General features: G+C 64.4%; 24 protein-coding genes. 7 read left to right on the top strand and 17 right to left on the bottom strand.

Annotated elements, in window-relative coordinates:
• Nucleotides 1-48: 48 nt before the first annotated feature.
• The 5 genes from J8F10_RS23400 to J8F10_RS23380 form a co-directional block, all read right to left on the bottom strand.
• Nucleotides 49-1,017 carry a DUF1559 family PulG-like putative transporter gene (locus J8F10_RS23400; protein ID WP_210657971.1) on the bottom strand — a complete coding sequence of 323 codons (969 nt, stop codon included), beginning with the start codon at nucleotides 1,015-1,017 and terminating at the stop codon, nucleotides 49-51.
• Between the two features lie 316 nt (nucleotides 1,018-1,333).
• Nucleotides 1,334-1,849, bottom strand: coding sequence for a CBS domain-containing protein (locus J8F10_RS23395; protein ID WP_210657969.1), 516 nt, complete (start codon nucleotides 1,847-1,849; stop codon nucleotides 1,334-1,336).
• 166 nt (nucleotides 1,850-2,015) lie between these two features.
• On the bottom strand, nucleotides 2,016-3,050 hold the full coding sequence (locus J8F10_RS23390) for a 2-oxoacid:ferredoxin oxidoreductase subunit beta (protein ID WP_210657966.1): 1,035 nt from the start codon (nucleotides 3,048-3,050) through the stop codon (nucleotides 2,016-2,018).
• 96 nt (nucleotides 3,051-3,146) lie between these two features.
• The gene (locus tag J8F10_RS23385) at nucleotides 3,147-5,123 is read right to left on the bottom strand and encodes a 2-oxoacid:acceptor oxidoreductase subunit alpha (protein ID WP_210657963.1); all 1,977 of its coding nucleotides are present in this window, start codon (nucleotides 5,121-5,123) and stop codon (nucleotides 3,147-3,149) included.
• Between the two features lie 293 nt (nucleotides 5,124-5,416).
• Entirely contained in the window at nucleotides 5,417-5,944 is a 528-nt protein-coding gene (locus J8F10_RS23380) for a CBS domain-containing protein (protein ID WP_246523533.1), read from the bottom strand.
• 228 nt (nucleotides 5,945-6,172) lie between these two features.
• Here J8F10_RS23380 and J8F10_RS23375 point away from each other — a divergent pair, with 228 nt between their 5' ends.
• The 4 genes from J8F10_RS23375 to rplT all read left to right on the top strand — a co-directional run bounded on the left by J8F10_RS23375 (nucleotide 6,173) and on the right by rplT (nucleotide 8,759).
• On the top strand, nucleotides 6,173-7,021 hold the full coding sequence (locus J8F10_RS23375) for a metallophosphoesterase (protein WP_315854151.1): 849 nt from the start codon (nucleotides 6,173-6,175) through the stop codon (nucleotides 7,019-7,021).
• Between the two features lie 101 nt (nucleotides 7,022-7,122).
• Entirely contained in the window at nucleotides 7,123-7,827 is a 705-nt protein-coding gene (locus J8F10_RS23370) for a class I SAM-dependent methyltransferase (RefSeq protein WP_210657961.1), read from the top strand.
• Nucleotides 7,828-8,091: 264 nt separating this feature from the next.
• The gene (rpmI, locus tag J8F10_RS23365; RefSeq protein ID WP_162666221.1) at nucleotides 8,092-8,298 is read left to right on the top strand and encodes a 50S ribosomal protein L35; all 207 of its coding nucleotides are present in this window, start codon (nucleotides 8,092-8,094) and stop codon (nucleotides 8,296-8,298) included.
• Between the two features lie 83 nt (nucleotides 8,299-8,381).
• Complete coding sequence (rplT, locus tag J8F10_RS23360; RefSeq protein WP_210657959.1) at nucleotides 8,382-8,759, top strand: 50S ribosomal protein L20; 378 nt, start codon at nucleotides 8,382-8,384, stop codon at nucleotides 8,757-8,759.
• Nucleotides 8,760-8,842: 83 nt separating this feature from the next.
• Here the strand turns inward: rplT and J8F10_RS23355 are convergent, their stop codons facing one another.
• From J8F10_RS23355 to J8F10_RS23345, 3 genes are all read right to left on the bottom strand, one after another.
• Nucleotides 8,843-9,448, bottom strand: a complete 606-nt coding sequence (locus J8F10_RS23355; RefSeq protein WP_210657957.1) for a Maf family protein — start codon at nucleotides 9,446-9,448, stop codon at nucleotides 8,843-8,845.
• A complete protein-coding gene (locus J8F10_RS23350; RefSeq protein ID WP_246523531.1) occupies nucleotides 9,415-10,464 on the bottom strand; it encodes a glycosyltransferase family 9 protein in 1,050 nt (349 codons plus the stop codon). The genes J8F10_RS23355 and J8F10_RS23350 overlap by 34 nt, the downstream gene beginning before the upstream one ends.
• Before the next feature lie 192 nt (nucleotides 10,465-10,656).
• The gene (locus tag J8F10_RS23345; RefSeq protein ID WP_210657955.1) at nucleotides 10,657-11,988 is read right to left on the bottom strand and encodes an MFS transporter; all 1,332 of its coding nucleotides are present in this window, start codon (nucleotides 11,986-11,988) and stop codon (nucleotides 10,657-10,659) included.
• A 301-nt stretch (nucleotides 11,989-12,289) separates the two neighbouring features.
• Between J8F10_RS23345 and J8F10_RS23340 the strand changes: the two genes are divergently transcribed.
• Nucleotides 12,290-13,069 carry a hypothetical protein gene (locus J8F10_RS23340; protein WP_210657953.1) on the top strand — a complete coding sequence of 260 codons (780 nt, stop codon included), beginning with the start codon at nucleotides 12,290-12,292 and terminating at the stop codon, nucleotides 13,067-13,069.
• A 161-nt stretch (nucleotides 13,070-13,230) separates the two neighbouring features.
• On the opposite strand, the gene J8F10_RS23335 is transcribed toward J8F10_RS23340, so the two are convergent.
• The 7 genes from J8F10_RS23335 to J8F10_RS23305 all read right to left on the bottom strand — a co-directional run bounded on the left by J8F10_RS23335 (nucleotide 13,231) and on the right by J8F10_RS23305 (nucleotide 19,173).
• Nucleotides 13,231-13,845, bottom strand: a complete 615-nt coding sequence (locus J8F10_RS23335) for an alpha/beta hydrolase (protein WP_210662357.1) — start codon at nucleotides 13,843-13,845, stop codon at nucleotides 13,231-13,233.
• Nucleotides 13,734-14,768 (bottom strand): carboxylesterase family protein, encoded by a 1,035-nt coding sequence (locus J8F10_RS23330; protein WP_210657950.1) that lies wholly within the window; start codon nucleotides 14,766-14,768, stop codon nucleotides 13,734-13,736. The genes J8F10_RS23335 and J8F10_RS23330 overlap by 112 nt, the downstream gene beginning before the upstream one ends.
• 8 nt (nucleotides 14,769-14,776) lie before the next feature.
• A complete protein-coding gene (locus J8F10_RS23325; RefSeq protein WP_210657948.1) occupies nucleotides 14,777-15,247 on the bottom strand; it encodes a MarR family winged helix-turn-helix transcriptional regulator in 471 nt (156 codons plus the stop codon).
• Between the two features lie 124 nt (nucleotides 15,248-15,371).
• Nucleotides 15,372-16,178, bottom strand: coding sequence for an ATP-grasp domain-containing protein (locus tag J8F10_RS23320; protein WP_210657946.1), 807 nt, complete (start codon nucleotides 16,176-16,178; stop codon nucleotides 15,372-15,374).
• Nucleotides 16,175-16,645 (bottom strand): hypothetical protein, encoded by a 471-nt coding sequence (locus J8F10_RS23315; RefSeq protein ID WP_210657943.1) that lies wholly within the window; start codon nucleotides 16,643-16,645, stop codon nucleotides 16,175-16,177. The genes J8F10_RS23320 and J8F10_RS23315 overlap by 4 nt, the downstream gene beginning before the upstream one ends.
• 126 nt (nucleotides 16,646-16,771) lie before the next feature.
• Nucleotides 16,772-17,287: a hypothetical protein gene (locus J8F10_RS23310; RefSeq protein ID WP_210657941.1), complete on the bottom strand. Its 516-nt coding sequence runs from the start codon at nucleotides 17,285-17,287 to the stop codon at nucleotides 16,772-16,774.
• A 29-nt stretch (nucleotides 17,288-17,316) separates the two neighbouring features.
• Nucleotides 17,317-19,173: an Hsp70 family protein gene (locus J8F10_RS23305; protein WP_210657939.1), complete on the bottom strand. Its 1,857-nt coding sequence runs from the start codon at nucleotides 19,171-19,173 to the stop codon at nucleotides 17,317-17,319.
• Nucleotides 19,174-19,458: 285 nt separating this feature from the next.
• Here J8F10_RS23305 and J8F10_RS23300 point away from each other — a divergent pair, with 285 nt between their 5' ends.
• Nucleotides 19,459-21,987, top strand: coding sequence for a fused MFS/spermidine synthase (locus J8F10_RS23300; protein ID WP_210657937.1), 2,529 nt, complete (start codon nucleotides 19,459-19,461; stop codon nucleotides 21,985-21,987).
• A gap of 134 nt (nucleotides 21,988-22,121) precedes the next feature.
• On the opposite strand, the gene J8F10_RS23295 is transcribed toward J8F10_RS23300, so the two are convergent.
• Nucleotides 22,122-23,309: a class I SAM-dependent rRNA methyltransferase gene (locus tag J8F10_RS23295; protein WP_210657935.1), complete on the bottom strand. Its 1,188-nt coding sequence runs from the start codon at nucleotides 23,307-23,309 to the stop codon at nucleotides 22,122-22,124.
• Nucleotides 23,310-23,519: 210 nt separating this feature from the next.
• Nucleotides 23,520-23,948 (bottom strand): response regulator, encoded by a 429-nt coding sequence (locus J8F10_RS23290; RefSeq protein ID WP_210657933.1) that lies wholly within the window; start codon nucleotides 23,946-23,948, stop codon nucleotides 23,520-23,522.
• A gap of 184 nt (nucleotides 23,949-24,132) precedes the next feature.
• On the opposite strand from J8F10_RS23290, the gene J8F10_RS23285 reads away from it, so the two are divergent.
• Entirely contained in the window at nucleotides 24,133-25,158 is a 1,026-nt protein-coding gene (locus tag J8F10_RS23285; protein WP_210657932.1) for a histone deacetylase family protein, read from the top strand.
• Nucleotides 25,159-25,170 lie beyond the last annotated feature (12 nt).

Raw genomic sequence — 25,170 nt, 5'->3', positions numbered from 1 at the left:
ATTCACTTTCGTCTGAGGGTTTAGCGGCGGGTACTCGCGGCTAAGGGTTTACGGCCGGAAGGGGTTGCTGTTGGCCTTAACGTCGCCCTCGGCCCGCCCGCCCATCTGGTTGAACCCGTCCCACGGGCTCCCGCCGGCCCGCCGGAGCGACAGCACCGAGCCATCAAGGAGGGCACAGTTTACGATTCCAGTGTGCTTGCTCCCCGCGGTCCACCAGTTCAGCGAGGCGTCGTCGCTCGGGAGCCCCCAAGCGGTCGGGAGCCCGCCCACCGCGATCCAGGCGAAGGTAAAGTTCCGCGGGCGCGGGTTGCCGCCGAGCGTTTCAATAAAGGCGATCGTGTTCGACGTGCCGTCGGAAACGCTCACCAGCTTAACTTTCGAGCGATTGTGAAACGCCCCCGCGTAGGCGTTCCAGCCGCCTTCCGCGTTACCCATACCGCCCCCGCAGGAGACGTAGTTCGTCTTCCCGATCGACGCGTTGCCCTCCCACGTCCCGAAGCTGCCCACGGTCATGCTCCCGCTGCCGCCCGAGCCGTAGGCGTGAAGCGCGATCGCACAGGCGTTGCTGCCCGCCTCGTCTGGATTGTCGGAGGGGCAGAGGAACGTCTTGACCTTGTACTGTGCCGCGGACCAGGCGCCCGTGTTCCACCAGTTCGTGGTCGACGTCGAGTCCGGGTTCCAATCAATTCCGGTCATGAGTTTGAACAGGTTATCCTGTTCGACGAACGGGGCCAAGTACGCGAGCGTTCCCACGTATTGCCCGCTCCACGAGAAGCCGGTGTTGGTCGTCGGCCCGTGGTAGCCGGGCGGGAGGACGCCGTTGGCGCTCTCGTAGTTGTGCGCGGCGAGCGCGATCTGCTTGAGGTTGTTGCTGCACGACATGCGCGCGGCGGCCTCGCGCACCTTCTGCACGGCCGGCAGTAGCAGCCCGATCAAAATGGCGATGATGGCTATCACCACGAGCAATTCAATAAGCGTGAACGCGGTGCGGGCGCGCCCCAAGCGAGCATGGGACATCTTGCCTCCGAATTGGGACGCGCGTTTCGGCCGGAGAGAATGAACGAAATCGGTTCCGGCGAACCCGTGCGGTCCCGAGGTAATGCCGACATTGTCGGCGGTACAAAGAAAGAGAACGCAGCGCCAGAGAGTGGCGAACGCTTGTGGGGGTGGGAGAAGAAGGGTTAGTTTAAAGTCGGTGGGTATTGCGAGAGAGCCACCGACGCGAGTTACCAACCAGGATTGATCCAGCCCCATGTCATTGTCGTCAGACCGGTCCGGGTGGCCACCTTATTTTTTCACAGTTTTCACATGTTGCACCGGCGGGCCGTGGGCGCTAACCATCGGAGCAGAACGCGGTGAGGTGCCGGAGAACGTCGCGGACCGAGATGACGCCCACGGGGCGTCCCGCGTCCACGACGGGGAGGTGGCGGTAGCCGCCCGCGTCCATCTTGCCCAGTGCGAACGCGAGCACGTCCGCGGGCGCGACTGTTTCCGGGTTCGGGGTCATGAATTCAGCGATCGGAAGGGTCTCGAATCCCGGCGCGCCGGCGATCTTCGCCAGGAAGTCGCGCTCGGTGAGAATGCCGACCAGTTCGCCGCCCGCGCCGGTCACGAGAACGGCCCCGACGCGGTCCGTAATCATCCGCCGCACCGCGTCCCCGAGGGTCGCGTCGGCGGGAACGGTCAGCGGCGGGCGCGGGTCGAGGATCGACACCGGGTCGTTCATCAGACTGGTTTCGACCGGTCCGTTCGGTGCCGGTACGGACAAGTGCGCGAGCGCCAGTTCGCAGTTCGCGCACTTGTCCGCACCGGGCGGGTTCTTGTCGTGGCCGCAGGCGGGACAGTACATCGCTCGATCCGTTCGCGCGGCGTGCGCCGCGGTCAAAAGTCGCAAGGCTGAAGGTCGAAGGTCGTAAGGTCGAAATACAGAAAGCCGCGACCGCCGGGAAGCAGGGCCAGTGGCTTGCCTTCCGGCGGTCGCGACTTTACGACTTTCGACCGCGGCGCACGCCGCATTAAGAGACGGTCCACACGTCTTCGGCCTTGAAGAGATCCTCGATCTTGCCCGGCCCCTTCTTTTCGGTCGCGGTCTTGATGCGGGTGTCGAGTTGCTCTTCGTAGGTGGGCTTCTTGATGCTGCGGAACACGCCGACCGGTTCGGGGAACGGGTTCGGAACCCCGGCCTTCTGGTCGTGAACGAACCGGCTCAGGAGGTACGCCAGTGTCGGTTCCTCGCTGTGCTCGTCGTGCGTCAGCAGGTCGTCGAGCTGGCAGTCCTTGCCGATCGTGACCACTTCCGGCTTCAGCCCGTTCAGGCGAATGCCCTTGGACTTGTCCTTACCGAACACCATCGGCTTGCCGTGTTCGAGGTACAGGATGTTGTCGGCCTTCACCGCCTTGTCGGTCGCGTACTTGTACACGTCGTCGTTGAAGATCACGCAGTTCTGGTAGATTTCGACGAACGCGCTGCCCTTGTGCGCCGCGGCCTTCTGGAGCGTGGACACGAGGTGCTGCACGTCCACGTCGATGGTCCGCGCGACGAACGTGGCCTCCGCCGCGAGCGCGAGCGACAGCGGGCGCACGGGCGTCTCGAACGACCCGCCGGGGCTGGTCTTGCTCGGCGTCCCCATGCGGCTCGCCGGGGAGTACTGGCCCTTCGTGAGCCCGTAGATCTCGTTGTTGAACAGGAGCACCTTGAGGTCCACGTTTCGGCGCAGCGCGTGGATCAGGTGGTTCCCGCCGATGGAGAGCCCGTCGCCGTCGCCGGTGACGACCCACACTTGCAGGTCGGGGTTGGCCAACCGCAACCCGGTCGCGAAGGTCGGCGCGCGGCCGTGGATCGTGTGGAACCCGTAGGTGTTCATGTAGTACGGGAACCGGCTGGAGCAGCCGATCCCGGACACGAACGCGAGCTTCTCGCGCGGCACGCCCACCGTGGTGAGCGCCTTCTTCATTTGCGCGAGGATGGAGTAGTCCCCGCAACCGGGGCACCACCGGACTTCCTGGTCGGTGGTGAGTTCTTTCGCCGTGAGTGGGAGAGCAGTAGCCATTGGTATTTGTGGTGTTTGGTATTGAGTGTTGGGTTTTGGTGTTTCGTCTTCTCGCGTACCGGGAGCGGGGATCACTCCCGGTACGTCATGACGGCGTCAGGCGACGGGCGACAGCCCCAGCACCTTTTCGATCGCCGCTTCGATTTCGGAAACCAGGAACGGCTTACCCTGCACCTTGTTCAACCCCTCGGCGGGCACCAGGTACTTCGCGCGGAGCAGCCAGCAGAGCTGACCGGTGTTGAGTTCGGGTACCAGGATCTTCTTGTACCGCTTCAACACGGCTTCGGTGTTCTTCGGCATCGGGTTCAGGTAGCGGAAGTGCGCCTGCGCGATTTTCAGCCCCTTGCGCCGGGCGCGCTCCACCGCGGTCGTGATGCTGCCGAAGGTGCCGCCCCACCCCACGACCAGCAGGTCCGCGTCCGCGTCGCCGGTCACCGCGAGCTCCGGGATCGTTTCCGCGATGTTCTCGATCTTCTTCCAGCGCGTGTTGGTCATGTGCTCGTGGTTCGCCGGCTCGTAATTGATGTTGCCGGTGATGTCCTGCTTCTCGATGCCGCCGATGCGGTGCTCGAGGCCCGGGGTGCCCGGGATCGCCCACGGCCGGGACAGGTATTCGTCGCGCTTGTAGGGCAGGAACTTACTCGCCGCGCCTTCGCCGACTTCGTGAACGAGTCCCGTGCCCTCGCTGTTGTGCTCGGTCGGGTGCGTGATTTCGATTTTGGGGAGGCTCTCGACGCTGGGGATCTTCCACGGCTCGGAGCCGTTCGCGATGTACCCGTCCGACAGGTAGAACACCGGGCACATGAACCGCGTCGCGATGCGCACGGCCTCGACCGCCATGTCGAAGCAGTCCACCGGCGATTGCGGGGCGACGATCGCGACCGGGCTGTCCCCGTTGCGGCCGAACATCGCTTGCAGCAGGTCGGACTGTTCCGTCTTCGTGGGCAGGCCGGTGCTGGGGCCGCCGCGCTGCACGTCCACGATGATGAGCGGCAGTTCCGTCATCACCGCGAGGTTAATGGCCTCGCTCTTGAGGCACACCCCGGGGCCGCTGGTCCCGGTGACGCCGATCGCGCCGCCGTAACTGGCGCCCATCGCGACCCCGGCGGCCGCGATCTCGTCTTCCGCCTGGAACGTCTTCACCCCGAACCGCCGCAACTCGGTCAGCCCTTCGAGGATCGAACTGGCGGGCGTGATCGGGTAGCCCGCGTACACGATCGTCTTCTTCGCGAGCTGACCGGCCACGGCGAGGCCCAGGACCGCGGCCTCGTTTCCGGTGATCTTGCGGTAGGTGCCGGGCGCAATCTGGGCCTTCGCGACCTGGTACTGCACCGGGAGGATTTCGACCGTTTCGCCGTAGTTGTAGCCGGCTTTGAGCGCCTGTGTGTTGGCCTTCAGGACGGGCAGGTGCTCGGGCTTCTTGCCGAACTTCTCCTTGATCCACTTCAGAGTGGCTTCGAGCGGGCGCTCGTACATCCAGTACACGAGCCCGAGCGCGAAGAAGTTCTTGCACCGGTCCTGTTCGCGCGGCGTGAGCCCGCAATCCTTCACCGCTTCGATGGTGAGCTTCGCGACCGACACGCGGATCACGCGATAGCCCTTCAGCGAGCCGTCGTCGAGCGGGTTGACCTTGTAGTTGGCCTTCTTCAGGTCGCTCGTCTCGAAGCCGTCGGTGTTGACGACGAGGATCCCGCCGGGCTGTAAGTCTTTGACGTTCGTTTTGAGCGCCGCGGCGTTCATCACGACGAGCGTGTCGAGGTCGTCGCCGGGCGTGTGGATGTCGGTGCTGGAGAAGTGGACCTGGAACCCGGACACCCCGGCGAGCGTGCCGGCGGGCGCGCGAATTTCGGCGGGGAAGTCGGGGAAGGTGGCGATGTCGTTGCCGAGCAGGGCCGAGGTGTCGGTGAACCGGGTGCCCGCGAGCTGCATCCCGTCACCGGAGTCGCCGGCGAATCGGATGGTAATCGACTCGCGTATTTCGGTCTTTCGCGGGTGGCCGTTCACGTGGCCGTTGGTGCCGTTCGCGCCCGTTGTGGGCTGCGCTTCGGCGGGAGAGGCGTTCTCGGAACTCATCGCCCGATCCTTTGAATATTGGGAGGAGAGTTTTTGCGGGTAGCCCGGTGCGGTTGAATTTATCTTACACAGAGCGCCGAAAACGGGGACGGAACTTCGGCGCCGGACGCCCGACCATTTAAAAAGGAATACGCGGCACGAGGGGTGTGTTTGACGGGGAAACGGCGCGTGCGCTGGGGCTCAGAACGACCGAGCGGAAGCGCAGTAGATCGGGCTGTGCCCGACGCAACCTTCATAATGCCACAGATGTCGGGCACAGCCCGACCCGCGAACAGTAGATTCGTCCCGGGTCATTACGCCCCTTCGGGCGATTCGGGGTAGCGGTCCGGTTCGGGCGGGAGATTGAAAACCAGCCCCGGGAAGTGTTCGACGAGGTAGTGAACGACGCGCCGGGCCGAGAGCATCCCGACCGGGCGCCCGGACTCGTCCACCACGGGCAGGTGCCGGTACCCGCCCTTCTGCATCCGCTTCACGGCAGTGCGAACCGAATCTTTGGGGGCCACCGTGACCGGTGGCGCGGTCATGACCGCACGGATCGAGGCTTCGAGCGATCGACCGGAGGCGAGCACCCGCGTCAGCAGGTCGCGCTCGGTGAAGATGCCGACCACGCGCCCGCGCTCGGTGATGAGCAGGCAGCCGACGTTCCCGCTCCGCATCTCCTCGACCGCGTCGGCGACGGTCCCGGTCGCGTCGATGGCGCGCGGCGGCGCCGGGTCCAATCTGGACACGCTGTCCACTTTCAGATTGCGGGACAGCTCCATCGGGTACAGGCCGAGCGACGGGGCGAGCGGACGGCGACGCGGATTCGGTGCGAAACTCATTCGGCATTCCGGCGGGCGAAAGCGACGACCTCTCGCGCCGTGCGAGAAGCGAGGGGCACCGCCCCGGAGAGTAGTTGAATGCACTGCGAAGAACATTCTCCGAAAGTGAACTACTCGGACAAGAGCAAGTGTCCCAATGTTACGTCACGTTACTCTTCCGCGCCGGACTGATTTCGCACACGGCCGCGTGGTACAATGTGGGAATCACGCTCCAGCCGAGGACCGTTCGTGCCCGCGCCCGATCGCATGTTGACGCACCTCCGCCAGGCGGTCGCGCTGGTCCGCGCCACACCCGGGCGGCGCGGGCACACCGTGGCCCTGGAGGGGTGTACCGAGGTGCTCGTCGCCGGAGACCTGCACGGGCACGTCGCGCACTTCCAGACGATGCTGAAGTACGCGGACCTCGCGAACCATCCCACGCGGCACTTCGTTCTGCAGGAGATCATTCACGGGAAGTTCCGCTACCCGAAGGGCGGGGACAAGTCGCACCAGCTCGTCGATCTGTTCAGCGCGCTGAAGGGCCAGTTCCCGAAGCAGGTCCACTACCTGCCGGGCAACCACGAACTGGCGCAGTGGACGAACCGGCCGGTCATCAAAGCGGATGAGAACCAGAACGCGCTGTTCCAGGAGGGCGTGAGCGAGGCTTACGGCCCCGCGTTCGGGCCGAAGATCTACGCCGCGTACCTCGAACTCTTCCAGGCGCTCCCGGTTGCGCTCCGCGCGCCGAACGGCGTGCTGATTTCGCACAGCTTACCGGCCGCGCGGTTCCTGCCGCTGTTTGACCCCGCGCGACTCGATCGCGAGGCGTACCAAGACGAAGACCTGCAACCGGGCGGCTCGGTCCACAGTCTGCTCTGGGGGCGCGACACCAGCGCCGATGCCGTCGCAAACTTTCTCCGCAAAATGGGCTGCGACTTGCTCGTGAGCGGGCACATTGCCAGCGACACCGGGTTCGCGGCCCCGAACGACCGGCAACTGATCCTGGACTGCGCCGAGACGCCCGCCGGGTTCGTACTGTTCCCGGCCGATCGCAAACTCACGCACGCCGAACTGGTCGGGTGCGTGAAAACGATCTGAGCCGGCGTGTTCGGCGCTCGGTGTTTCGTAAGACTACGGCATGGTGAGCGTGCTGCACGAAGCGCGCTCATTCGGACACCGGAAACCAAGTACAACGCGCAATGCCACCACGCTTTCACTGCACGCCGCCCGAAGCGGTCGCCGAGACCGTTCGCGAAACGGTGTTCGTCGGCGATTACACCTTCCTCATCGATCGGCCCATCGACTCCGACAAGTTGCTCGATCTCCCGTGGTGCCGGTCCGCGTATGTCGCGGACGAGTACGTCCCGTACTGGCCGACGCTCTGGCCGAGCGCGCGGATGCTCGCGAAGGCGGTGGTGCGCGAACCGTGGGGGAACTACGCGCACCCGGTCGAGGTGCTGGAAGTCGGGTGCGGGCTGGGGCTCGCCGGGGTCGCGTGCCTCGCGCGCGGGCTGCGCGTGACCTTCTCCGATGTGGACGAAACCGCACTCACCTTCGCCGCGGCCAACGCCCGCCTCAACGGTTACGCGCACGGCTTCCGAACGCGGCCCATCGACTTCCGATGTCCGCCGGACGACGTGAAGTACCCCGTGGTGATCGGGTCCGATCTGATGTACGAGGAGCGGCTCGTCGGCCCGCTCGTAAACCTGCTCGAAGCCGTTCTCGCGCCCGACGGCGTGTGCCTGATCGCGGACCCGGACCGCCTGCCGGCGCGCGTCTTCCGGTGGAAGCTCGAAGAGGCCGGGTACAGCGTCACGCCCGACTTCGCCCGCGCCGGCGAACCCGGCGGCGAGCGCACGAAGGGCACCATCTACCGCATTAAAAGGAACGTCGAACGAGAGTGATCCCGTCCCAATCGGCCCACAGTGGCGCGAATCGGGGAACGGCTTCGGATCTCCGCTCGCGCCCCCAATCTACCCCTTCCCGGCCGTTCTCACGGTTCCTATAATCACGTTTCCGAGTTTTTTACCGGTCGCACCAGGCGCCCGGTTCCGCGAACCGCCACTCGGACCTTCGGGCGTTCCCGGAGGGGCGGTTCTAACCCCAGTGCCACGGGGAACCTAAGACGGAGGCTCGACCTCCGCTCCCCCGCACGGAGCATTCGGATCATGGCCACCAAGAACAAGACGAATAAGAGCGTCAAAAAGCGGGTCCGCGTGACCGCCACCGGCAAGCTGAAGTACGGCAAGGTCGGTCGGCGCCACTTGAACGCCCACATGAAGGCCAAGCGGAAGCGCCAGCTCCGTCGGGCCGGCATCATCGGCGACCGCCCCAAGGTGCAGAAGAAGTACAAGATCGCCCTCGGCGTTCTCTAAACTCGCACCGTCCGGCTCTCACTTCGCTGAGGAGAGCGCCAAACACTCTTATTCATCAACATTCTTCATAAGGGATCACGGTCATGGTTCGCGCTCGTAGTAAGGCAACAACGGCGGCCCGTAAGAAGCGGACGCGCAAACTCACCAAGGGCTTCCGCCTCGGTCGGCACAACCTGTTCCGGATGGCGATGACCACGCTCATCCGGTCGCGCGTGTACGCGTTCCGCGACCGCAAGACGAAGAAGCGCCAGTACCGCCGCATCTGGATCGTCCGCATCAACGCGGCGTGCCGCATGCGCGGGCTGCGGTACAGCGAGTTCATTCACGGGCTGCAACTGGCCAACGTGATGCTCGACCGCAAGTCGCTGTCGGAAACGGCCATCCACGACCCGGCCGCGTTCGATAAGCTGGTCGAACTCGTGAAGGCGACCCTCGCCGAACACGCGCCCAAGACGGCGTAAGTTGAAAACGACGAACCGGGGGCGCCCATCGCCCCCGGTTGTTTGCTCACTTCCCGACCGATAATCATTCAGCAACCAGCACTTTACCCCGCGCCGCGAATCGTGCGCATCCACTCCAGCGCCAGCCCCAGCGATTCCATCGGCAAGCCGACCACGTTACTCACGCTGCCGTCTTCAATTGTCAGGTACGGATCGTGCGGGAACTCGATCGAGTACGCCCCGCTGCACCCCTCCCACTTCCGCGTCTTCAGGTAGGCATCGATCTCGGCCCCGGAGAGCGCCTTCATGCGCACGAGGCTCCGCTCCTGCCAACAGATTTGTCGGTCGCCGGGGCGGAGCCAGAGGCACACGCCGGTCCAGAGTTCGTGAACGGTCCCGGCTAGCGCCGTGATGATGCGCCGGGCGTCGGCCTCGTCTTCCGGCTTGCCGATCACTTTGCCGTGCAGCCAGCCCACCGTGTCGGCCGCGATGATTAACCCATCGGGCTCGGCGAGCGCAACGGCTTCGGCCTTCAGCCACGCGAGTTCGCCGACGTAGTGCCGGCAGTCACCCAACCGGGCTTCCGTCGGTTCGTCGATGTTGGACGGTTTAACTTCAAAGGGGTAACCGGCCTGCTCCATGAGCCACTTGCGGCCCCACGAGCCGCTCGCGAGGATCAGGCGGAACGGGAACTGTGTGTTCGTTGCCATGTATCCAGTGTCTCCGCCAGGCGGGGCCAGAGCCGGTCCGCGGTGAGCTCCGGCATGCAGATCATGTTACCGCATTTCTTGAGGTAGCTCCCACCGCACGCGACGGTTGTTTCCACACAGTTCGCGGCTTGCTGGTACGGCCCGTGTCGCACCACCCGCGTACAGGTGTACGGCGCGACGCACGGGCGCCCGAGCGCCGCACCGAGGTGCAGCGGACCGGTGTCGTTCCCAACCATCACGTCCGCGAGTGACAGCGTTGCCGCAAGCCGCGGGAGCGAAGTCTTCCCGGCCAGATTCAGTGCCGGTCCGCGTAGGCTCGCGATCACCTCTTGCGAGAGCGCGATATCGTCACTCGCTCCTACGAATACCGCGGACCCGCCAAAGTGCGCCTGTGCGCGCGTGAGAAGCTCGGCGAAATGTGCCACGGGCCAGCGCTTCGTAAGCCACTTCGCTCCCACAGCGACCGCGATCCACGGCCGCGGCAGCGACGCGAGTTCGTTCCGTGCAGCGATCAGTTCCCCCGGCTGAAGGGGAACCCGGAACGTTTTCGACAGGTGCCCGACGCCGAATGCCTCCGCGACGGCCCACATCCGATCGACCGCGTGCGCCCGGGGCGAGGCCAGTTTGTGCGTGTACATGTACCGACTGCCTTCGCGGGCGTTGCGGAACCCGACCCGCACCGGTGCGCCGCTTGCCCACGCCATCAAACCGCTTCGCAAAAGCCCCTGCATGTCGATCACGAGATCGAACCGCCGCCGGCGCAACTCGGCCGCGAACGACCACGCGGTCGCGAACGCGCGCCGGCCCTTGAACGCGCCGCGATCAAAGGGGAGCGTGTCTGTCAGGTCGGGGTGGCCGGTGAGGAGCGACTCGTAGCCCGAGTTCACGACCCAGGTGATGCGGGCCGCGGGGAACCGCGTGCGCAGCGCGGTCAGCACCGGGAGCGAATGAACGATGTCGCCCAGTGCGCTCGGCTTGATGATCGCGATCCGTCGCGCATCGATCCGGTCCAGCATCAGAACCCTTCCGAAATGCCGGCAGAAGAAGAGCCGCGGATAAACGCCGATGAAGACACGATCAGACAAGAAAAGAGTTTTTGACAGGATCAACGGGATAGACAGGATTGAAAACTATGTTTCTCTTGATCCTGTCTATCCCGTTGATCCTGTCAAAAACTCTTCGCGATTTTGTCCTTTGCCTTCATCGCGTTATTTATCGGCGTTTATCTGCGGCTCTTCCTTCGCTTTCAACCGCGGGAGCAGCGCTGCGACGACGAACAGCGTGAGTACCGCGCCCAAGTACGGTAGTGTGCGCGAGGCGTGGGCGTCGAACAAGACCGATCCGAGGAACGGCCCGAGGATGCGCCCGAGCGACGCGAACGACTGGTTCACGCCCAGTACCTCGCCTTGCCGCGTCGGGTCCGACCGCTTCGACACCAGCGCCGATACCGACGGGTTCACGAACGCGAACCCGACCACTGCGACGGACATCGCGACGTAGAACAGGGGCTTCGCAATGTCGCTCGTGCTTCCCCCCGGAGCCAGCACGAGGTACGCCACGACCCCGATCCCGGCGAGACCGATCGTCATCGCCCCGACGCCGAACTTGAGCAGCCCGACTTCGGACCGCTTCTTCACCATCGGCCGGTACGAGCCGCCCGCGACCATCAGCACCGCGCCGACGAACGCGAACACCAGGAAGTTGTCGTCGTCTTTGAGCCCGAACACTTTGTCCGTGAACTGCGCGAGCGTGGCCTCAAAAGTACCGAACGCGAAGATCGCGAGGAAGTAGATGAGCACCAGCGTGCCCACGGTCGGCATCGCCAGCACCTCGCGCGTCTTCGCGAGACTGAAAAACTCCTTGGCCGCTTTGTTGTTCGAGTTGCGCGTTTCCTTAAAGATCGCCACTGCAACGAGTAACGCGATCAGCGACAACCCGGACGCGAGAGCCCCCACGCCCCACGGCTCCCGTGCGAACAGCGCCAACCCGAAGTACGCGATGAGCGGCCCGAGCGTGAACCCGGCCCCGAACGCGATCCCGATCAGCGCCATGCCCTTTGCCCGCTTATCGGGCGTGGTGCAGTCCGCAATAACGGCCGCTGCGGTGCCCACACTCGCCCCCGCAATACCGGCCCCGATGCGCGCGAACAGCATCAGACCGAGCGCGAGTTCCGCCTGACCCGCCGGCAGCGAGACCGCGAAGCCGTAAAGCGCGTAGAAGACGACCGAACCGAGCAAACTGATGAACAGAACCGGGCGCCGACCGATTCGGTCCGACACGCGCCCCCACATCGGCGAAAACACGAACTGCATCAGCGAGAACACCGAGAACAGCACGCCGATCACGGCCCCGCGAGAGACGTCCGAGAGCGCGAGCGCATCGAGGTACGGCTTCGCCTGGCGCGGGAGCACGGGCAGAACGATGCCGAACCCGAGCAGGTCGATAAATACGACCAACCACACGATCAGGAGTGCGGATTTCTTGGGCGCGTGGGGGGCGGGAGGCGCGGCACCGCCCGGTGGCAATTCGGTGGGATTCATGACGTGAGATTACGGCTTGTCGCGCCGCCCGACCACCAAGGCGGGCAATCGGTGCTCCCCCTCCGCCCGCTCACTATTTCCACCCGGAACCAACACGGCGCAGGATCGCCGGCCCGCGCCCGATCTTTCAACCCGTCGCGCCGATCCGCGCTGCGCCGTCCGCACAGTCCGCGCCGCCGGCGCCGGCGATATAAGTGGCGCGGGGACGTTGAGCCGGTAGCGGGGTTTGAGTCGGTTGGAGTTGACCACAATCCCTGTTTTGCCGACATTGCTAGATGAACCGCTGTTTAGGTGCCAACGCATGCCCCTCGCCGAAACGAATACGCGCCCGGTGTCCGCGGACACCGGGACCCGGACCGCGTTCCTTGTGGTGAACAGCGCGAGCGCTCCGGACGGGCGGTTACTCGCGGCCGTCAAATACCCCGGCGAGAATCTCTCGCCGGACGACGCGATCGCGCGCGCCCGTGAACCGGGCGATCCCCTGCCGGTAACCTTCCAGGTGCCGGTGTGCGTGTGCGTCCTCCGCGTGGGGCCAGATTTTGGCCTGCTCAACTTCAAGTGCCTCGACGAACCGCACTTCCGGCCGCGCGAGATCGTTAATCAGTTCTGGTTCGGGGTGACGCACTACAAGGCCCGGCTCGTGACCTTTAACGGGCGCGGGTTCGACCTGCCCCTTTTGGAACTGGCGGCATTTCGTTACGGCATCCAGGCCCGCGATTACTACCTCGCACGCGACCGCTACCGCGGTCCCATTGACTTGACCGACTGGTTCACGAACTTCGGCGCGTGCCGCTTGCCCGGCGGCCTCGACGTCCTCGCGAAACTCCTCGGCAAACCGGGCACGTCGGTGGAGCAAGGACCGACGGAGGGCACGGTTCAGGAGATCAACGACCGGTGCTTGTGTGACGCGCTCGATACCTACTTCGTGTTCCTCCGCACGCGGGTGCTGACCGGCGATTTGAGCACGGAGCAGGAAGCAGAGCTCGTTTCCAACGCGAAGACCCTGCTTCGCGACAAGGCGGCAGAAACGCCGGCCCTCCGGGGTTACCTCGATAATTGGACCGATTTTGCATCAATGTGAGCGCGCGTGCCGGGGGAACTTCTTCCGCCCCCGGCTTGCGCCCCCTGTTACCCGAGCGGTACCGGCTGGTGGCCGGACGAGTCCGGGTCAGGGAGTGGGAGTAACGGAGAGGGCTCGCCCGGCAACGCAATTCCACTCGGGAGTTGGGCAATTCGTTTTTGTCACCGCGTCTCGCGGAAGAGTTTCGGGGCGAAGTAGTACAGGTCCACCTTCCACACCGGCCACTCGTGCTTGCCCTCACTCAAATGCCACTCGTGCGGCACCTTGAGTTCGTCCAGGCTCGCGTGGACTCGCTTGCTCACATCAAGGATGAAGTCGGCGTCGCCACACGATACCCACAGGAGCTTGAGCTTCTTCGTGGTTTCGGACGGGCTCTTGACTAGGTCACCAATCGGCTTCGTATTCGGAGCCGAGGCGAACCCACCGACCCACGCGAACGTGTCCAGGTTCGTCAGCCCGAAGTTGAGTGACTGCCCGCCGCCCATCGAGAGCCCGGCCAGCGCCCGACTTTCGCGGTCGGACTTCACCGAGTAGTTCTTCTCGACGAAGGGAATCAGGTCTTTGAGCAGATCCTTCTCGAACGCCTCAAATGCCGGCCCCTGCTTGTCCCAGGGGGTTCGTTGGGTGACGTCCTTCGCGGCCCGGCCGTTGGGCATCACGACGATCATCGGAACCAGTTTCTTGTCGGCGAACAGGTTGTCGAGGACGACGTCGGCCGCGCCCAGTTTCGTCCACCCCGTTTCGATATCGCCGATGCCGTGCAGCAAGTAGAGCACGGGGTACTTCTTGTCCTTGGAATAGCCGGGCGGCGTGTAGACCACGCGTTCCGCTTGATGCCGACGGTCGTCGAATCGTACTCAACGGTCTCGGCCTTCCCGCGCTCGATCCCATCACGTTTCGCGTCGAACCCCTTCGGCGGGGCCGCGAGCCGCTCATCTTTTGCGGACACTTTTTCGTCCCTTCCTGCCGGCTTCGCGACCCGTTTCTGTTTGAGGAGCCACTCGAAGAGTTTCTGGTCTTCGTAGGTTTCGGTCCACGAGTCGTGTCCGGCCTCCGGGTACACCTTGAGTTCCGCGTCCACCGCACCGGCGTCCTTGAGCGCTTTAATCATCGCTTCGGCCGTTTGCAGGCGCACGATCGGGTCTTTGCCGCCCTGGAAGATGCGGATGGGCAGATCCTTGATCTTCTTCGCGTCGGTCGGGTTCCCGCCCCCGCAGATGGGGACGATCGCGGCGAACCGGTCAGGGCGCGACGCGGCCAGCGCCCATGTACCCATGCCGCCCATGCTCATCCCGGTGACGTAAATGCGGTCCTTGTCCACTTTGTGCTTGGTCGTGATTTCGTCGAGTAGCGCGTGGAGCGTGTCCGGGTCCCAACCGAACCGCCGCGTTTGGGGCGAAACGAGGATGAACGGGAACTCCTTGCCGGCCGCGACCAGTTTGGGCGGCCCGTGGATCTTGACCTTCTCCAGATCAGTGCCCGTTTCCCCGCCCCCGTGGAGGAACAGCACGAGCGGCCAGTCCTTGTCACCCTTCTCGTACCCCTTTGGCAGGTACAGCAAGTAATCCATCTCGACCTTGATCTTCACCTCGCGCTCGAACTTTTTGGGTACGAGCTTCTCCGGTTCCTTGTCTCGCGCCGCGACCGGGGCCGCCGCGCAGCCGAGGAGCACCGCCCAAGCCAAAAAGTGTCCGTGCATGGCTCACCTCACATCGGGGATGAAACTGTGCTCGTTACGAGTTCTGTTTTGTCGTCCGAACGGCCGATCTCGCGCGAAACGCGCCCGAGGAGCGCGAGTACGAGGGCCGCGTTCTGCTCGCCAATGGTCGCCAGCAACTGTTCTCGGATTCGTTCACTCGCGGCCCACAACTGCTCGTACACACGACGCCCCTTCGCGGTGAGGGCGACGGTGCGGGCGCGGGCGTCGGTCGGGTGCGGTGCCCGCGCCACGAGTTTCCGTCTCTCTAGAAGCAGGAGCATCGCCCGGACCGTGTTCGGGTCGGACGCGGCGCGCCGGGCGAGTTCGCGCTGCGTGGTCGCCTCGCCGCGCGCCAGCGCCGACATCAGAACAAACTGATCGGCGGTGATATCGTGCTGCGCGAGTACCGCGTCCGTGCCCCGGTGCATCGCCAGGTACGCGCTCCGAAGGGCCATCGCGAGATCGTGTCCGGTCGTCATGTGATCCCAGTGAATTTCATACGTATACGTTCAATGCGCGACTGAGTGTAGCCGCGAACGTGCGTGGGGACTAATGAGAAGGAGATGAGAGTGGGTTTTGGAAGCAAGCCCGCACCGAAGGCAGTTACCCGATGTGGGCTTCGATCGCGCACCGCGACGCGGCGCGGACAACGAGTTCAACGTCGCACGCATAAAGCCACGAGCAACTGAAGCTGTTCAGTTCGACGAGTCGCAACCCATCGACCGATTCGCACACATCGAGCATGAAAACATTATCCGGGCGCCATTCCACCGCGTCGAGCATCGCGCGTGCGAACGCGAGTACCTCGTCCGGGCACCCGGCCGCGACAGACTTCGCGCCGGCTTCCGCGTACCGGCTCGCGGCAACCACGTCACCATTCGCAATGACCAAGCGCCACTCCGAGCCGAGTTCGCGCGGTTCCGCAATGACGACCTTTGTTTCGGGGTCGTACCGCGTTGGCGCCAGTGCGGTCTCGAAATCGTCTTCCGCGATGAGCCGACCAACGAACAATTTGTGAACGCTCGTCGGCCGCGCGAACACGCACCCATTGTGGCCGAACGTATGAAACAGTCGCTTCTTCTCGCGGACCGCGTCCGCGCCCGTAATGATTTCGTGCCGCTGATTGAGCAAGAAATCAGCGAAGTGTGGGTAATACGTGGCGCAATCGAGATTCTCCGGTGAGCACCACCCGCCCGGAGTCCAGCCGAGTCGGAGCATCGCGTGCCGCACGGTGGGGTACGTGCCGTAGGTGATCGCGCAGGAACCGGGCGGTAGCGGAGTCGGCCCCTTCACGATCTCGCGGTACGCGACGAACCGGCACTCCATTCCCTGTCGCCGAACTTCGGCCGCGAGCGGCTCGATCTCGGAACCGTACACAGCGGACTCGATGAGCCATATGGGAAGAGTCATGGTATTGCCGACGGTAGTACGGGGTCTGCCCCGGCAATCGGTGGTGGTGGAGGCAAGATGAGTTCGAGGAACCTGCGGAGCCGATCGTGAGCGGTCCTGGGTTCGACTTTCGGAAGCACCTTCCCGCGCCGTCCGTGGGAAATCCAGTTGCGGTAGCGCCGAACTTGTCGAACTTGCTCGGCGATGTCGGCGTGACCGCCTTGCGAGTAAGACTTCAGAATTTCGGCGAACGATCGATGCTCTGCCGCCTCGACCGCATTTCTTGCCGCCGCTTTCAGCATCGGATGCGTTAAACTAACGGAAACAGCTCGGACCTGTTCGGCAATCAGAGTGCGAACGATTCCCTCGAAGATCGAGAACAGTTCGATAATCGCCAAATCATCGAGTCGGGATTCGGCGCTATTCGCGTCGGCTGAAACCGTTTCTCGTTCGAGTTGACCGAGGAGATTATCCCGTTCCAGTGCCACTTCGCCTTGCCAGGGCAGATCGTTCCAGTATTTCCGGGCCAGTCGGTCGAGCCGGCGCAGACTCGCACGAGCCGCTTGGTACCACTTCCACCCGTTATCGAGTTCGTCGAGGGGTGTCATGTGGGGTCACGTCACGATGCGCAGGATCGCGGCTTCAAATCCGTCTCGGTCGAGTTCCTCAACGCTACTGTCGCTGGGGTCGGCATTCCAGCGCGCCACGCTCTGAATGTACCAGTGATCTCCGTCTACTTCCCTCAGCCGAAAGAGGTAATAGTCGGCCATGTTGCCGTCCCGAAGTTCGATCATTCCGTCTGCGCGCTGGGGTTCTTTCCCCGGTGGTTTGATCGTTGCGATCACGTGTCGCGCGCGGGGTCTGATCTCGGCCCGGCGGCTGCTCGCAACGGCAATTTGGAGGCACTCCAGTTCGTACACGCCCAGGCGCGGTTCTTGGAACGTGGCGCGCGGCGCCCGCACAACCTTCAGGAGGCCCGCGCCCCCGTCGGCGTCTTTGACCCATTGTTCAATTTGACCGTACAATTTATAGATAGATGACGTCCACTCTCGTACCGATTCTTCGCGTTTGTAGATCTCCTTCCGCAGTTGCTCCGCTTCCTTCCGCACGTATTCACTCAGCACACCCATGATCGTACCTCCTCGGGTTGTCCCCCATTCTACTTCCCCTCGCGGGCGTTAAACTCCAGTTTCCAGCGGTTCTTGCCGTCGCGCGATTGGAGCCACAGTTCCAGTTGCCCCACCGCGGTTACCTTGCTGTGAAGGTGGACCGGTACCACCTGTCCGCCGGCTGCCGCGCCCTTCGCCTCCAGGGTGGTCTTCACCGGGGAGAGTTCGTCGACCTGGCCCTCCCACTCTTCGACAACCACGCCGGCGGCGTCGCGGCGCACCGTTGAACCGAGGAACCGGAACTCCGCCTCCGTACCCACGCGCACGCCGACTTCGTAGCTCGGGATGTCGGCTTCGGTGCCCTCTTCCATGCCGAACGGCGCGACGCAGATCGCCTTGATCGGTGGCGCGAACCCCGGAACCGCGGGCATGTTCGTTTCCACGCCGATGTAGTACGCGCGGGCCGTTCCCCCGCGGATGCGCACGCCCTTTCCGCGCTTCACCAAGCCGTAGTAGGCCGCCCCGCGGGCGACCGCGAGGTCGAGGTCCGCACCGGGGAGTTCGCGGGTCGCATCGGTCTTGGCGGATTTGGCCCAGGCCCCCAACACGCCCAGCAACCGTGTGCGGAGCACGTCGCCCTTGAACACGCCGCCGTTGAAGAGAATCGCGCCAGGGATACTGGCCGCGTCCGAAGTGGCTTTCTTCTTCTTGTTCGCGGCGGCCGGTGCTTCGCGGTTCGCAAGCGCTTCGGCTTGACGCGAGAGGAACGAGGCGAGGTGTTTAGTGATACCCGCATCTGCGACGTAGGGCAGGCCGAGTTCCTGAAGGCCCGAACTGCGACCCAAGCCCGGCGTTGCGTCACGTGCGCAGTCCGGGAAGAAGCCGTCGACCAGCACCTTCTCGACGTCGGCGCGCGAGAGTTCGTGCTTGATCGTGCCGCCGACGATGGACCGCCCCTTGCCCAGTACCGTTACTGGCGCGCTCTGGAGCTTGGGGCGCGCGAAGAGTTCTTCCTTCGCGTTGCGGCAGGCGTAAGTCAGTTGCACCATCTGGCCCGCGTCGAGCTTCGTGCCCTTCGCGGCCAGCGTTTGGGCCGCGTGGTGGGCGAGCGTGAGGTCCATGTTGTCGCCGCCGAGCAACAGGTGATCGCCGACCGCGAGGCGCGTGAGCGCGAGATTGCCGTCTTCCTCGCCGACTTCGATGAGCGTGAAGTCGGTCGTTCCGCCGCCCACGTCCGCGACCAGCACCAGTTCGCCGACGGCCACCTGTTTGCGCCACTCGTCGCCGGTGCGGTCGAGCCACGCATAGAACGCGGCTTGTGGTTCTTCCAGAAGTGTGAGGTGCTCGAACCCCGCAGCGCGGGCGGCTTCCACTGTGAGTTCGCGCGCTCCTGCATCAAACGACGCGGGTACGGTCAGCACGATGTCCTGGGCTTCGAGTCGGTTCGTCGCAACGTCTTTCGCGATAACGTGGTTCCACGCTTCCGCGATGTGCTTCAGGTAGCGCGTCGTGGCATCGACCGGCGACACCTTTCGCGCGCCGGTATCTGGGGCGCGGTGCGGAAGGATTTGGGCTTTGCGATCTACGCCGGGGTGACATAACCACGACTTCGCGGACGCGACCAACCGCGTCGGCACCTGCGACCCGAATACGCGGGCGAACTCGCCGACGCAGTAATCGCGCTTGGCGTCCCAGGGGAGCTTCATCGCGCCGGCCGGCTGTTCCCCGTCGCCGGGCAGGTACAGAAACGATGGCAGCAGCGGCCGGTCCTCGACCGAGCCTTGCGCAACGACTTGCGGGACGGGGAAGGGCGTCACCTTCGCGTCCTTGCCCGCGCCGGTGTCCACGTAGGCCAGTGCGCTGTTGGTGGTGCCCAGGTCGATACCGACGACGAAGCGGGAAGACATGGGTGTCCTCAGTGTTTGGTGCTCGGTGTTTAGGACTTGGTGCTGAATGGTAGGGCGCTCGTATTCTTTGGTCGCTCATCCGCCGGCGTGGGGGCCGGCGGGCGACAGGAGAGGCGCTGCGACATTGGAGCGCCGCAACGAGAAACAACACGAAACACACCACTAAACACCAATCACTACCCCAACATTCTACCGTTCCGCCGGAACCTAATGGCCGTTCGGTGGTTCCAAACGTAGCTTTGCGTGCAACATACCACCCGCACTACCGGACTTTGAATAACCCCTATGAGTAGCGCACCCGCTCCGGTCCGCGCCTCGATCTCACTGCCGGTCGGCCGGCTCGTGGGTGTCGGGGCGGTCGTCTTTTTTGCGAATGCCGCTCTCCTCGTGCTCCAGTTGGTCGCGGGGCGCTTGCTTAGCAAGTTCTTCGGTTCCAGTTTGGAAACATGGACGTCCATCATCGGCGTGTTCCTTGCCGGTATCGCTATGGGGAACGCCTTCGGCGGCCGACTCGCGGACCGTTACCCGACCCCGAAGGCGCTCGCGGTGCTACTCGGCGTCGGCGCGGTCGCGGCATTGTGGATCTACTTTTTCCCGCAAATACTAGTGTCCACAGAGATTTATAAGTCGATCCCGCTCGGGCCGCGAATCCCGATCCTTGCCGCCGTTTTGTGCTTGCCTGCGAGTTTGGTTCTCAGTCTTCTTACTCCACTCGCAATTAAGCTCGGGTTGCCGGACGTGGCTCACACTGGGCGCGTCGCGGGGTTGATCTTCGCACTCAGCACGCTGGGCAGCCTTCTCGGTAACTACGTCACTGGCTTCTATCTGATCCCCACGTTCACTCTCAACATGCTCATATTGGTCTCCGCCGGTTCGCTTCTGGTATTGGCAGTGGTGGCGCTGGTCGTGGTGAAACCTCCTCCCCCGTCCCCCCTCCCTGAAGGGAAGGGGGAGCTGGCGCGCCCATCCGCTGTGCAAGCGGCGTCCGCGCCCGATGATTCTTTCTCCCCCATTCCTTCAGCGAGGGATGCGGGGGTAGGTTCTTCCAACCCCCATGCGTTCCCCGACATCCGCCAGGCGTACCTGATCGTCTTCCTCGCGAGCTTCTGCGGGATGACGCTCGAACTCACCGCGTCGCGGGTGCTCGCGCAGTACCTCGGCGTGTCGCTGTTCACCTGGACCGGGATCATCGGGGTGATGCTGGCCGGTACCGCGCTGGGGAACTTTACCGGCGGGCAGATCGCCGACCGCGCGGCGCGGCCCGAGGCCAAACTCAGCCCGCGCTTCTTTCTCGCGACCACGCTGATCGTCGCCGCGGCCGTAACCGTCCTCCTGTTGGTGACGATGGCCCTCGTGTCGCGCTACGAGGTGTTCGAGGGCTGGGACCCGATCTCGCAGGTGATGGGCTGGACGTTCAGCATGTTCTTCCTGCCCATGTTCATGCTCGGGCTGGTGTCCCCGCAGGTGATCCGGCTCGCGGTCCCCAACGTGGCGCACGTCGGCGAAGTCGCCGGGCGCGTGTACGCCTGGAGCACCGCGGGGGCGATCGTCGGCACGTTCGCCGCGGGGTACGTTCTGCTCTCCACGCTCGGCATGTACCGCACGGTCCTCTGTACGGCCCTCGTGCTCGCGTGTACCAGCTTCCTCGTCGTGAACATCTGGAAGGACACCCAGAGCGCGATCCGCGCGGACGACAAGACGATCGCGTACAACTCCGCCGGGGCCGGTTCGCTGCTCTACCTGTTCAGCATCGTTCTCGGCGGGATCTTCGGCGGGTTCATCCTCACCTCGCGCCCCAACCGGGACGAGGGGTTCGTGGCGCAGGTGGAGTCGAACTACTACACGATCAAGGTGAACCGCGAGAGCCCGGACAGCCCGCGGTTGAAGCTCACCCTCGACCACCTCGTTCACTCCAGCGTCGACCCTTACGACCCCGAGTACCTGTACTACCGGCACGAGCACACCCAGATGGAGTTTCTGCGACTCGCCCGCACCGGAGCCGCTGAACCCAAAGCGCTGGTCATCGGCGGCGGCGGGTACACGTTCCCGCGGTACGCGGTAGAAATGATGCCCGAGGCCCGGGTGGATGTTGTGGAGATCGACCCGAAGGTGACTCAGGTGGCCCGCGACTACCTCGGGCTGAAGGACTACCCCGGCCTTCAAGCGATTCACATGGACGGGCGCCAGTTCGTGGCGGAGAAGGCGCAACCCGGTTCCTACGACTTGGTCATTCAGGACGCGGTGAACGACCTCTCGGTGCCGGCGCACCTGATGACGAAGGAGTACAACGACGCGGTGAAGGCGTCGCTGAAGCCGGGGGGCGCGTACCTGCTCACCATCATCGACTCGATCGCCTACGGCAAGCTGTGGAAAGCGGCGATGGCGACCCTGACCAAAACGTTCCCGGCGGAGAACGTCGTGCTGCTCACCGCCGAAGAACCGGAACCGGCCGGCACCCCCGCCGGGACCGCATGGGACCGGACCCGTCGGGTGCTGGTAATTTACGCCTCTGACAAACCCTTCAATCTCGACGCGGTTCGCGACGCGGTCGTGAATCAGGCGTCGTTCGAGCGGCGCATGAAGTGGACGGGGGCATCCGTCGCGATCGGCGCGTCCGGACTCCAACCCGACGAGGACGACGGCCCGCCGCCGAAATTGGGGATCGCACGGTACCTGCACACGGTGTACACGATCGAGGTGCCGGCCGCGCGCCTCAAGCCGTACACCGACCGTGAACCGGGCGTCATTCTCACCGATCAGTTCTGCCCCATCGACAACCTCATGGCCGAAGTTTTCCGCCAGCGCTACAAGTAGCCGGGTGGTAAAGCAGCAGAAGCGCCGCAGATGACGCGGATAAAGACACGATCAGATAAGAAGAATTGAATTAAAACAATCTTCGGTTCTGATCCGCGTTCATCCGCGTCATCTGTGGCGCTTTCTGAATCCTTCTACAGTACGCGACTGATGAGGCACTTGAGGTACCCGGATTCGCGGCACGTCACCGCGACCGGGTGGTCCGCGGCCGGTCCGCGGCGCTCGATGATTTGCAGATCACGTCTCGCTTCGACCGATACCTGCGCGAGCAACTCTTCCAGGTCCGCCATCGCGATCAGTCCGGTACAGCAGCACGAGACGAGGAGCCCGTCTTTCGCGAGTAGCTTCATCGCGAGTTGGTGCAGCCGGCGGTACCCTTTGAGCGCTTCTGGGACCGCGGCGCGGTTGCGCGCGAACTTCGGCGGATCGAGAACCACCACGTCGAACTGGCGCCCCGCAGCGACCAATTCGCTCAGGTGCTTAAATACATCGGCGTTGGCGAAGGTGATGTTGCTCAGTTCGTTGGCGGCGGCGTTCCGACGGGCCAGTTCCAGCGCCGGTTCGGATGCGTCCACACCGAGGACTTCGCTCGCGCCGGCCTTCGCCGCGTACAGCCCGAACCCGCCGGAGTAGCAGAACGCATCCAGAACGCGCTTCCCGCTACACAGTCGTGCGACCGCGGCGCGGTTGTCGCGCTGGTCGAGGTAGTAGCCCGTCTTCTGGCCCTCGGTGAGGTTCACGAGGAACCGCATTCCGTTTTCCGCGATGCTCAAATCTGCGGGCGGCGGTTCGCCCCAGAGCAGTTGGTCGTGCAGCTCGACGCCTTCAAGTTTGCCGATGCCCTTTTCGGTGCGGAGGTAGATCCCTTTTGGGTTCAGCAGTTCGCGCAGCACGTCAATAATGATCTCGCGCCGCTTCGCCAGACCCAGCGCGGTGAACTGCACCGTGAGCCAGTCGCCGTAACGGTCCACCACCATGCCCGAGAGATAGTCCGATTCACTGAAACAGACGCGGTACCCGGCTCCCGGAGCGTTGAGTTTCAGGACGTCGTGGCGGAGCTGGACCGCGCGCGAGATCCGGCTGTGAAAGAACGCCCGGTCGAGCGGGACGTCGGCCTCCCAGCAGTAGAGGCGCACGTTGATTTTGGATTGCGAGTTGTACAGCCCACGGGCAACGAAGTTCCCCCCATGCGAGACGAGTTCGACTTCGTCGCCGTCCGCGGGGGCGCCCTCGACGCGCTCGATCGCGCCCGCGAACACCCACGGGTGTCGCCCGAAGAACGGCTGGGCGCGCTTGGCTTTGAGAATGACTTTGGCAGACATGGTGGTCCTGGCGAACGGCCGGTGTGAGCCGGCCGGTAACGCATTTGGAGTTGAGACTGTTGCGGAGTTTGGTCGAAACGTCTTCTCGCCGGTCGGTGCGCCGGGCGCTCGCCGAGTCCTTGTGACGAGCCGCGACCGCAAGGGAGCGGTGACGCCTCCCGCTCCCTTGCGGTCGCGGCTCGTCAGGCCCGCTACGATCACGAAACGAGTCTAAAGGCCCTGTTGCACCCGCCCGATGTACGCGAGCGCGCGGTCGGTGGTCGTTGGCTCGTGGCGGCTGGCGAGCATGGCGTTCACGCGGAGCACCAGCTCGCGCCCGCTGATCGGCTTCGTGATGAAGTCGTCGGTGCCCGCGTCCACGGCGGCTTCCACGTCGTTGGCCTGATCGAGCGCGGTGACCATCAGCACGGAGACGTCGCGCGTCGCGGGGTCGGCGCGGAGCCGGCGGCACACCTCGAACCCGCTCATCTTCGGCATCATGACGTCGAGGAGGATGAGGTCCGGCTTCCAATCGCTCGCCGCGGCGAGTGCGTCCACGCCGTTGTAAACGAGCTTCGTCTCGAACCCGGTGCCGTCGAGGTGGGCGTCGAACAGGTCCGCGTTGGACGGGTTGTCGTCGGCAATCAGAATCCGCGGCATGATGCCCTCTTGTGTACCTTTTGCTTGATGAGCATTATACGGAAGCCCCGCGCCGCCGGTCGGCGGAGTTTCGGGTTCCGCGTTGGCAGTCAACGAGTATTGACGTAGTGGGCTACTGGCTCGGCTTCGATTAACTTGGAACGCAGAACACGGAACTTGGAACGAATTGAGCCGGAGGCGGTTGATGCGAGTGATTCTGAACCCGAAACACGCGGAGCACGTCCCGCCCGGTGAAGTGGAGGGCGGCGCGGTCATCCCCTCTTACGAGGCGCCGGCGCGGTTCGAGGTGATCCGCGCCGCGCTGGAGGCCGCGGGCGGGTTCCGCTTCGAGGAGCCGCCGAAGCCGAACGAGGAGTGCGTCACCGCGATCCACCACGCGGCGTACATCGCTTACTTGCGCGAGGCGAGCGCGGAGGCAAGGCGCGCACGCGACCCGGCCGCGAAACAGCTCTGGCCCACGGTGTTTCCGTTCGGCCCGAACCCCCGCGCGACCGGCGCGCGCGCCCTCCGCGGGCAGTTCTGCTTCGACACCTACACGCCGATCCTGCCGAACACGTTCGCCGTGGCCCTCGGTGGCGCGAACGCGGCCGCGCGCGCCGCGGACCTGATCGCGGACGGGGTCGAGCGGCATGTGTACGTGCTGACGCGCCCGCCCGGGCACCACGCCGAACATGATCGCTGCGGCGGTTACTGCTACTTCAACAACGCCGCGGTCGCGGCCGAGCGCTTCTCGAAACGCGGACCGGTCGCGGTGCTCGATCTCGACGTTCACCACGGGAACGGCACGCAGCACATCTTTTACTCGCGCGCGGACGTGCTCACGGTTTCTGTCCACGGCGACCCGGCCGGGCTGTACCCGTTCTTTAGCGGATTCGCGGACGAGACCGGGACCGGGGCGGGGCTCGGGGCGAATGTGAACGTGCCGCTCCCACCCGGTACCGGCGTCAAGGAGTACCGGCCGGCGCTCGCCGCCGCGATCGAAGTGGTCCGCCGGTTCAAACCCGCGTTCCTGGTATTCGCCTTCGGAGCGGACGCGCACGAATCCGATCCCATCGGGGGATTCAAGTTGCCCACGAAGTTCTTCGCGGAGATGGGCGCGGCCGTGCGCGAGCTGGGTTTGCCGACTGTGATCGTACAAGAAGGCGGTTACAATCTCACAACACTCGGCGCGTGCGCGGCCGAAGTGCTGAAAGCGATCGACGCGACCTGACCGGCGACGGGG

Source organism: Gemmata palustris, from assembly GCF_017939745.1.
In the GTDB taxonomy this organism is placed as follows: Bacteria; Planctomycetota; Planctomycetia; order Gemmatales; family Gemmataceae; genus Gemmata; species Gemmata palustris.
Note: the sequence above shows the minus strand (reverse complement) of the source record. Positions and strands in the feature narration are given on the sequence as shown.

Excerpts from the sequence above, each read along its gene's own strand:
- J8F10_RS23290 (WP_210657933.1), bottom strand. The coding sequence starts at position 23,948 with ATGCCGCGGATTCTGATTGCCGACGACAACCCGTCCAACGCGGACCTG.
- J8F10_RS23385 (WP_210657963.1), bottom strand. The coding sequence starts at position 5,123 with ATGAGTTCCGAGAACGCCTCTCCCGCCGAAGCGCAGCCCACAACGGGC.
- J8F10_RS23305 (WP_210657939.1), bottom strand. The coding sequence starts at position 19,173 with ATGTCTTCCCGCTTCGTCGTCGGTATCGACCTGGGCACCACCAACAGC.
- J8F10_RS23345 (WP_210657955.1), bottom strand. The coding sequence starts at position 11,988 with ATGAATCCCACCGAATTGCCACCGGGCGGTGCCGCGCCTCCCGCCCCC.
- J8F10_RS23320 (WP_210657946.1), bottom strand. The coding sequence starts at position 16,178 with ATGACTCTTCCCATATGGCTCATCGAGTCCGCTGTGTACGGTTCCGAG.
- J8F10_RS23325 (WP_210657948.1), bottom strand. The coding sequence starts at position 15,247 with ATGACGACCGGACACGATCTCGCGATGGCCCTTCGGAGCGCGTACCTG.
- J8F10_RS23340 (WP_210657953.1), top strand. The coding sequence starts at position 12,290 with ATGCCCCTCGCCGAAACGAATACGCGCCCGGTGTCCGCGGACACCGGG.
- J8F10_RS23350 (WP_246523531.1), bottom strand. The coding sequence starts at position 10,464 with ATGCTGGACCGGATCGATGCGCGACGGATCGCGATCATCAAGCCGAGC.
- J8F10_RS23395 (WP_210657969.1), bottom strand. The coding sequence starts at position 1,849 with ATGTACTGTCCCGCCTGCGGCCACGACAAGAACCCGCCCGGTGCGGAC.
- J8F10_RS23300 (WP_210657937.1), top strand. The coding sequence starts at position 19,459 with ATGAGTAGCGCACCCGCTCCGGTCCGCGCCTCGATCTCACTGCCGGTC.
- J8F10_RS23400 (WP_210657971.1), bottom strand. The coding sequence starts at position 1,017 with ATGTCCCATGCTCGCTTGGGGCGCGCCCGCACCGCGTTCACGCTTATT.
- J8F10_RS23380 (WP_246523533.1), bottom strand. The coding sequence starts at position 5,944 with ATGAGTTTCGCACCGAATCCGCGTCGCCGTCCGCTCGCCCCGTCGCTC.
- J8F10_RS23285 (WP_210657932.1), top strand. The coding sequence starts at position 24,133 with ATGCGAGTGATTCTGAACCCGAAACACGCGGAGCACGTCCCGCCCGGT.
- J8F10_RS23390 (WP_210657966.1), bottom strand. The coding sequence starts at position 3,050 with ATGGCTACTGCTCTCCCACTCACGGCGAAAGAACTCACCACCGACCAG.
- J8F10_RS23370 (WP_210657961.1), top strand. The coding sequence starts at position 7,123 with ATGCCACCACGCTTTCACTGCACGCCGCCCGAAGCGGTCGCCGAGACC.
- J8F10_RS23310 (WP_210657941.1), bottom strand. The coding sequence starts at position 17,287 with ATGGGTGTGCTGAGTGAATACGTGCGGAAGGAAGCGGAGCAACTGCGG.
- J8F10_RS23355 (WP_210657957.1), bottom strand. The coding sequence starts at position 9,448 with ATGGCAACGAACACACAGTTCCCGTTCCGCCTGATCCTCGCGAGCGGC.
- J8F10_RS23330 (WP_210657950.1), bottom strand. The coding sequence starts at position 14,768 with ATGCACGGACACTTTTTGGCTTGGGCGGTGCTCCTCGGCTGCGCGGCG.
- rpmI (WP_162666221.1), top strand. The coding sequence starts at position 8,092 with ATGGCCACCAAGAACAAGACGAATAAGAGCGTCAAAAAGCGGGTCCGC.
- J8F10_RS23295 (WP_210657935.1), bottom strand. The coding sequence starts at position 23,309 with ATGTCTGCCAAAGTCATTCTCAAAGCCAAGCGCGCCCAGCCGTTCTTC.
- rplT (WP_210657959.1), top strand. The coding sequence starts at position 8,382 with ATGGTTCGCGCTCGTAGTAAGGCAACAACGGCGGCCCGTAAGAAGCGG.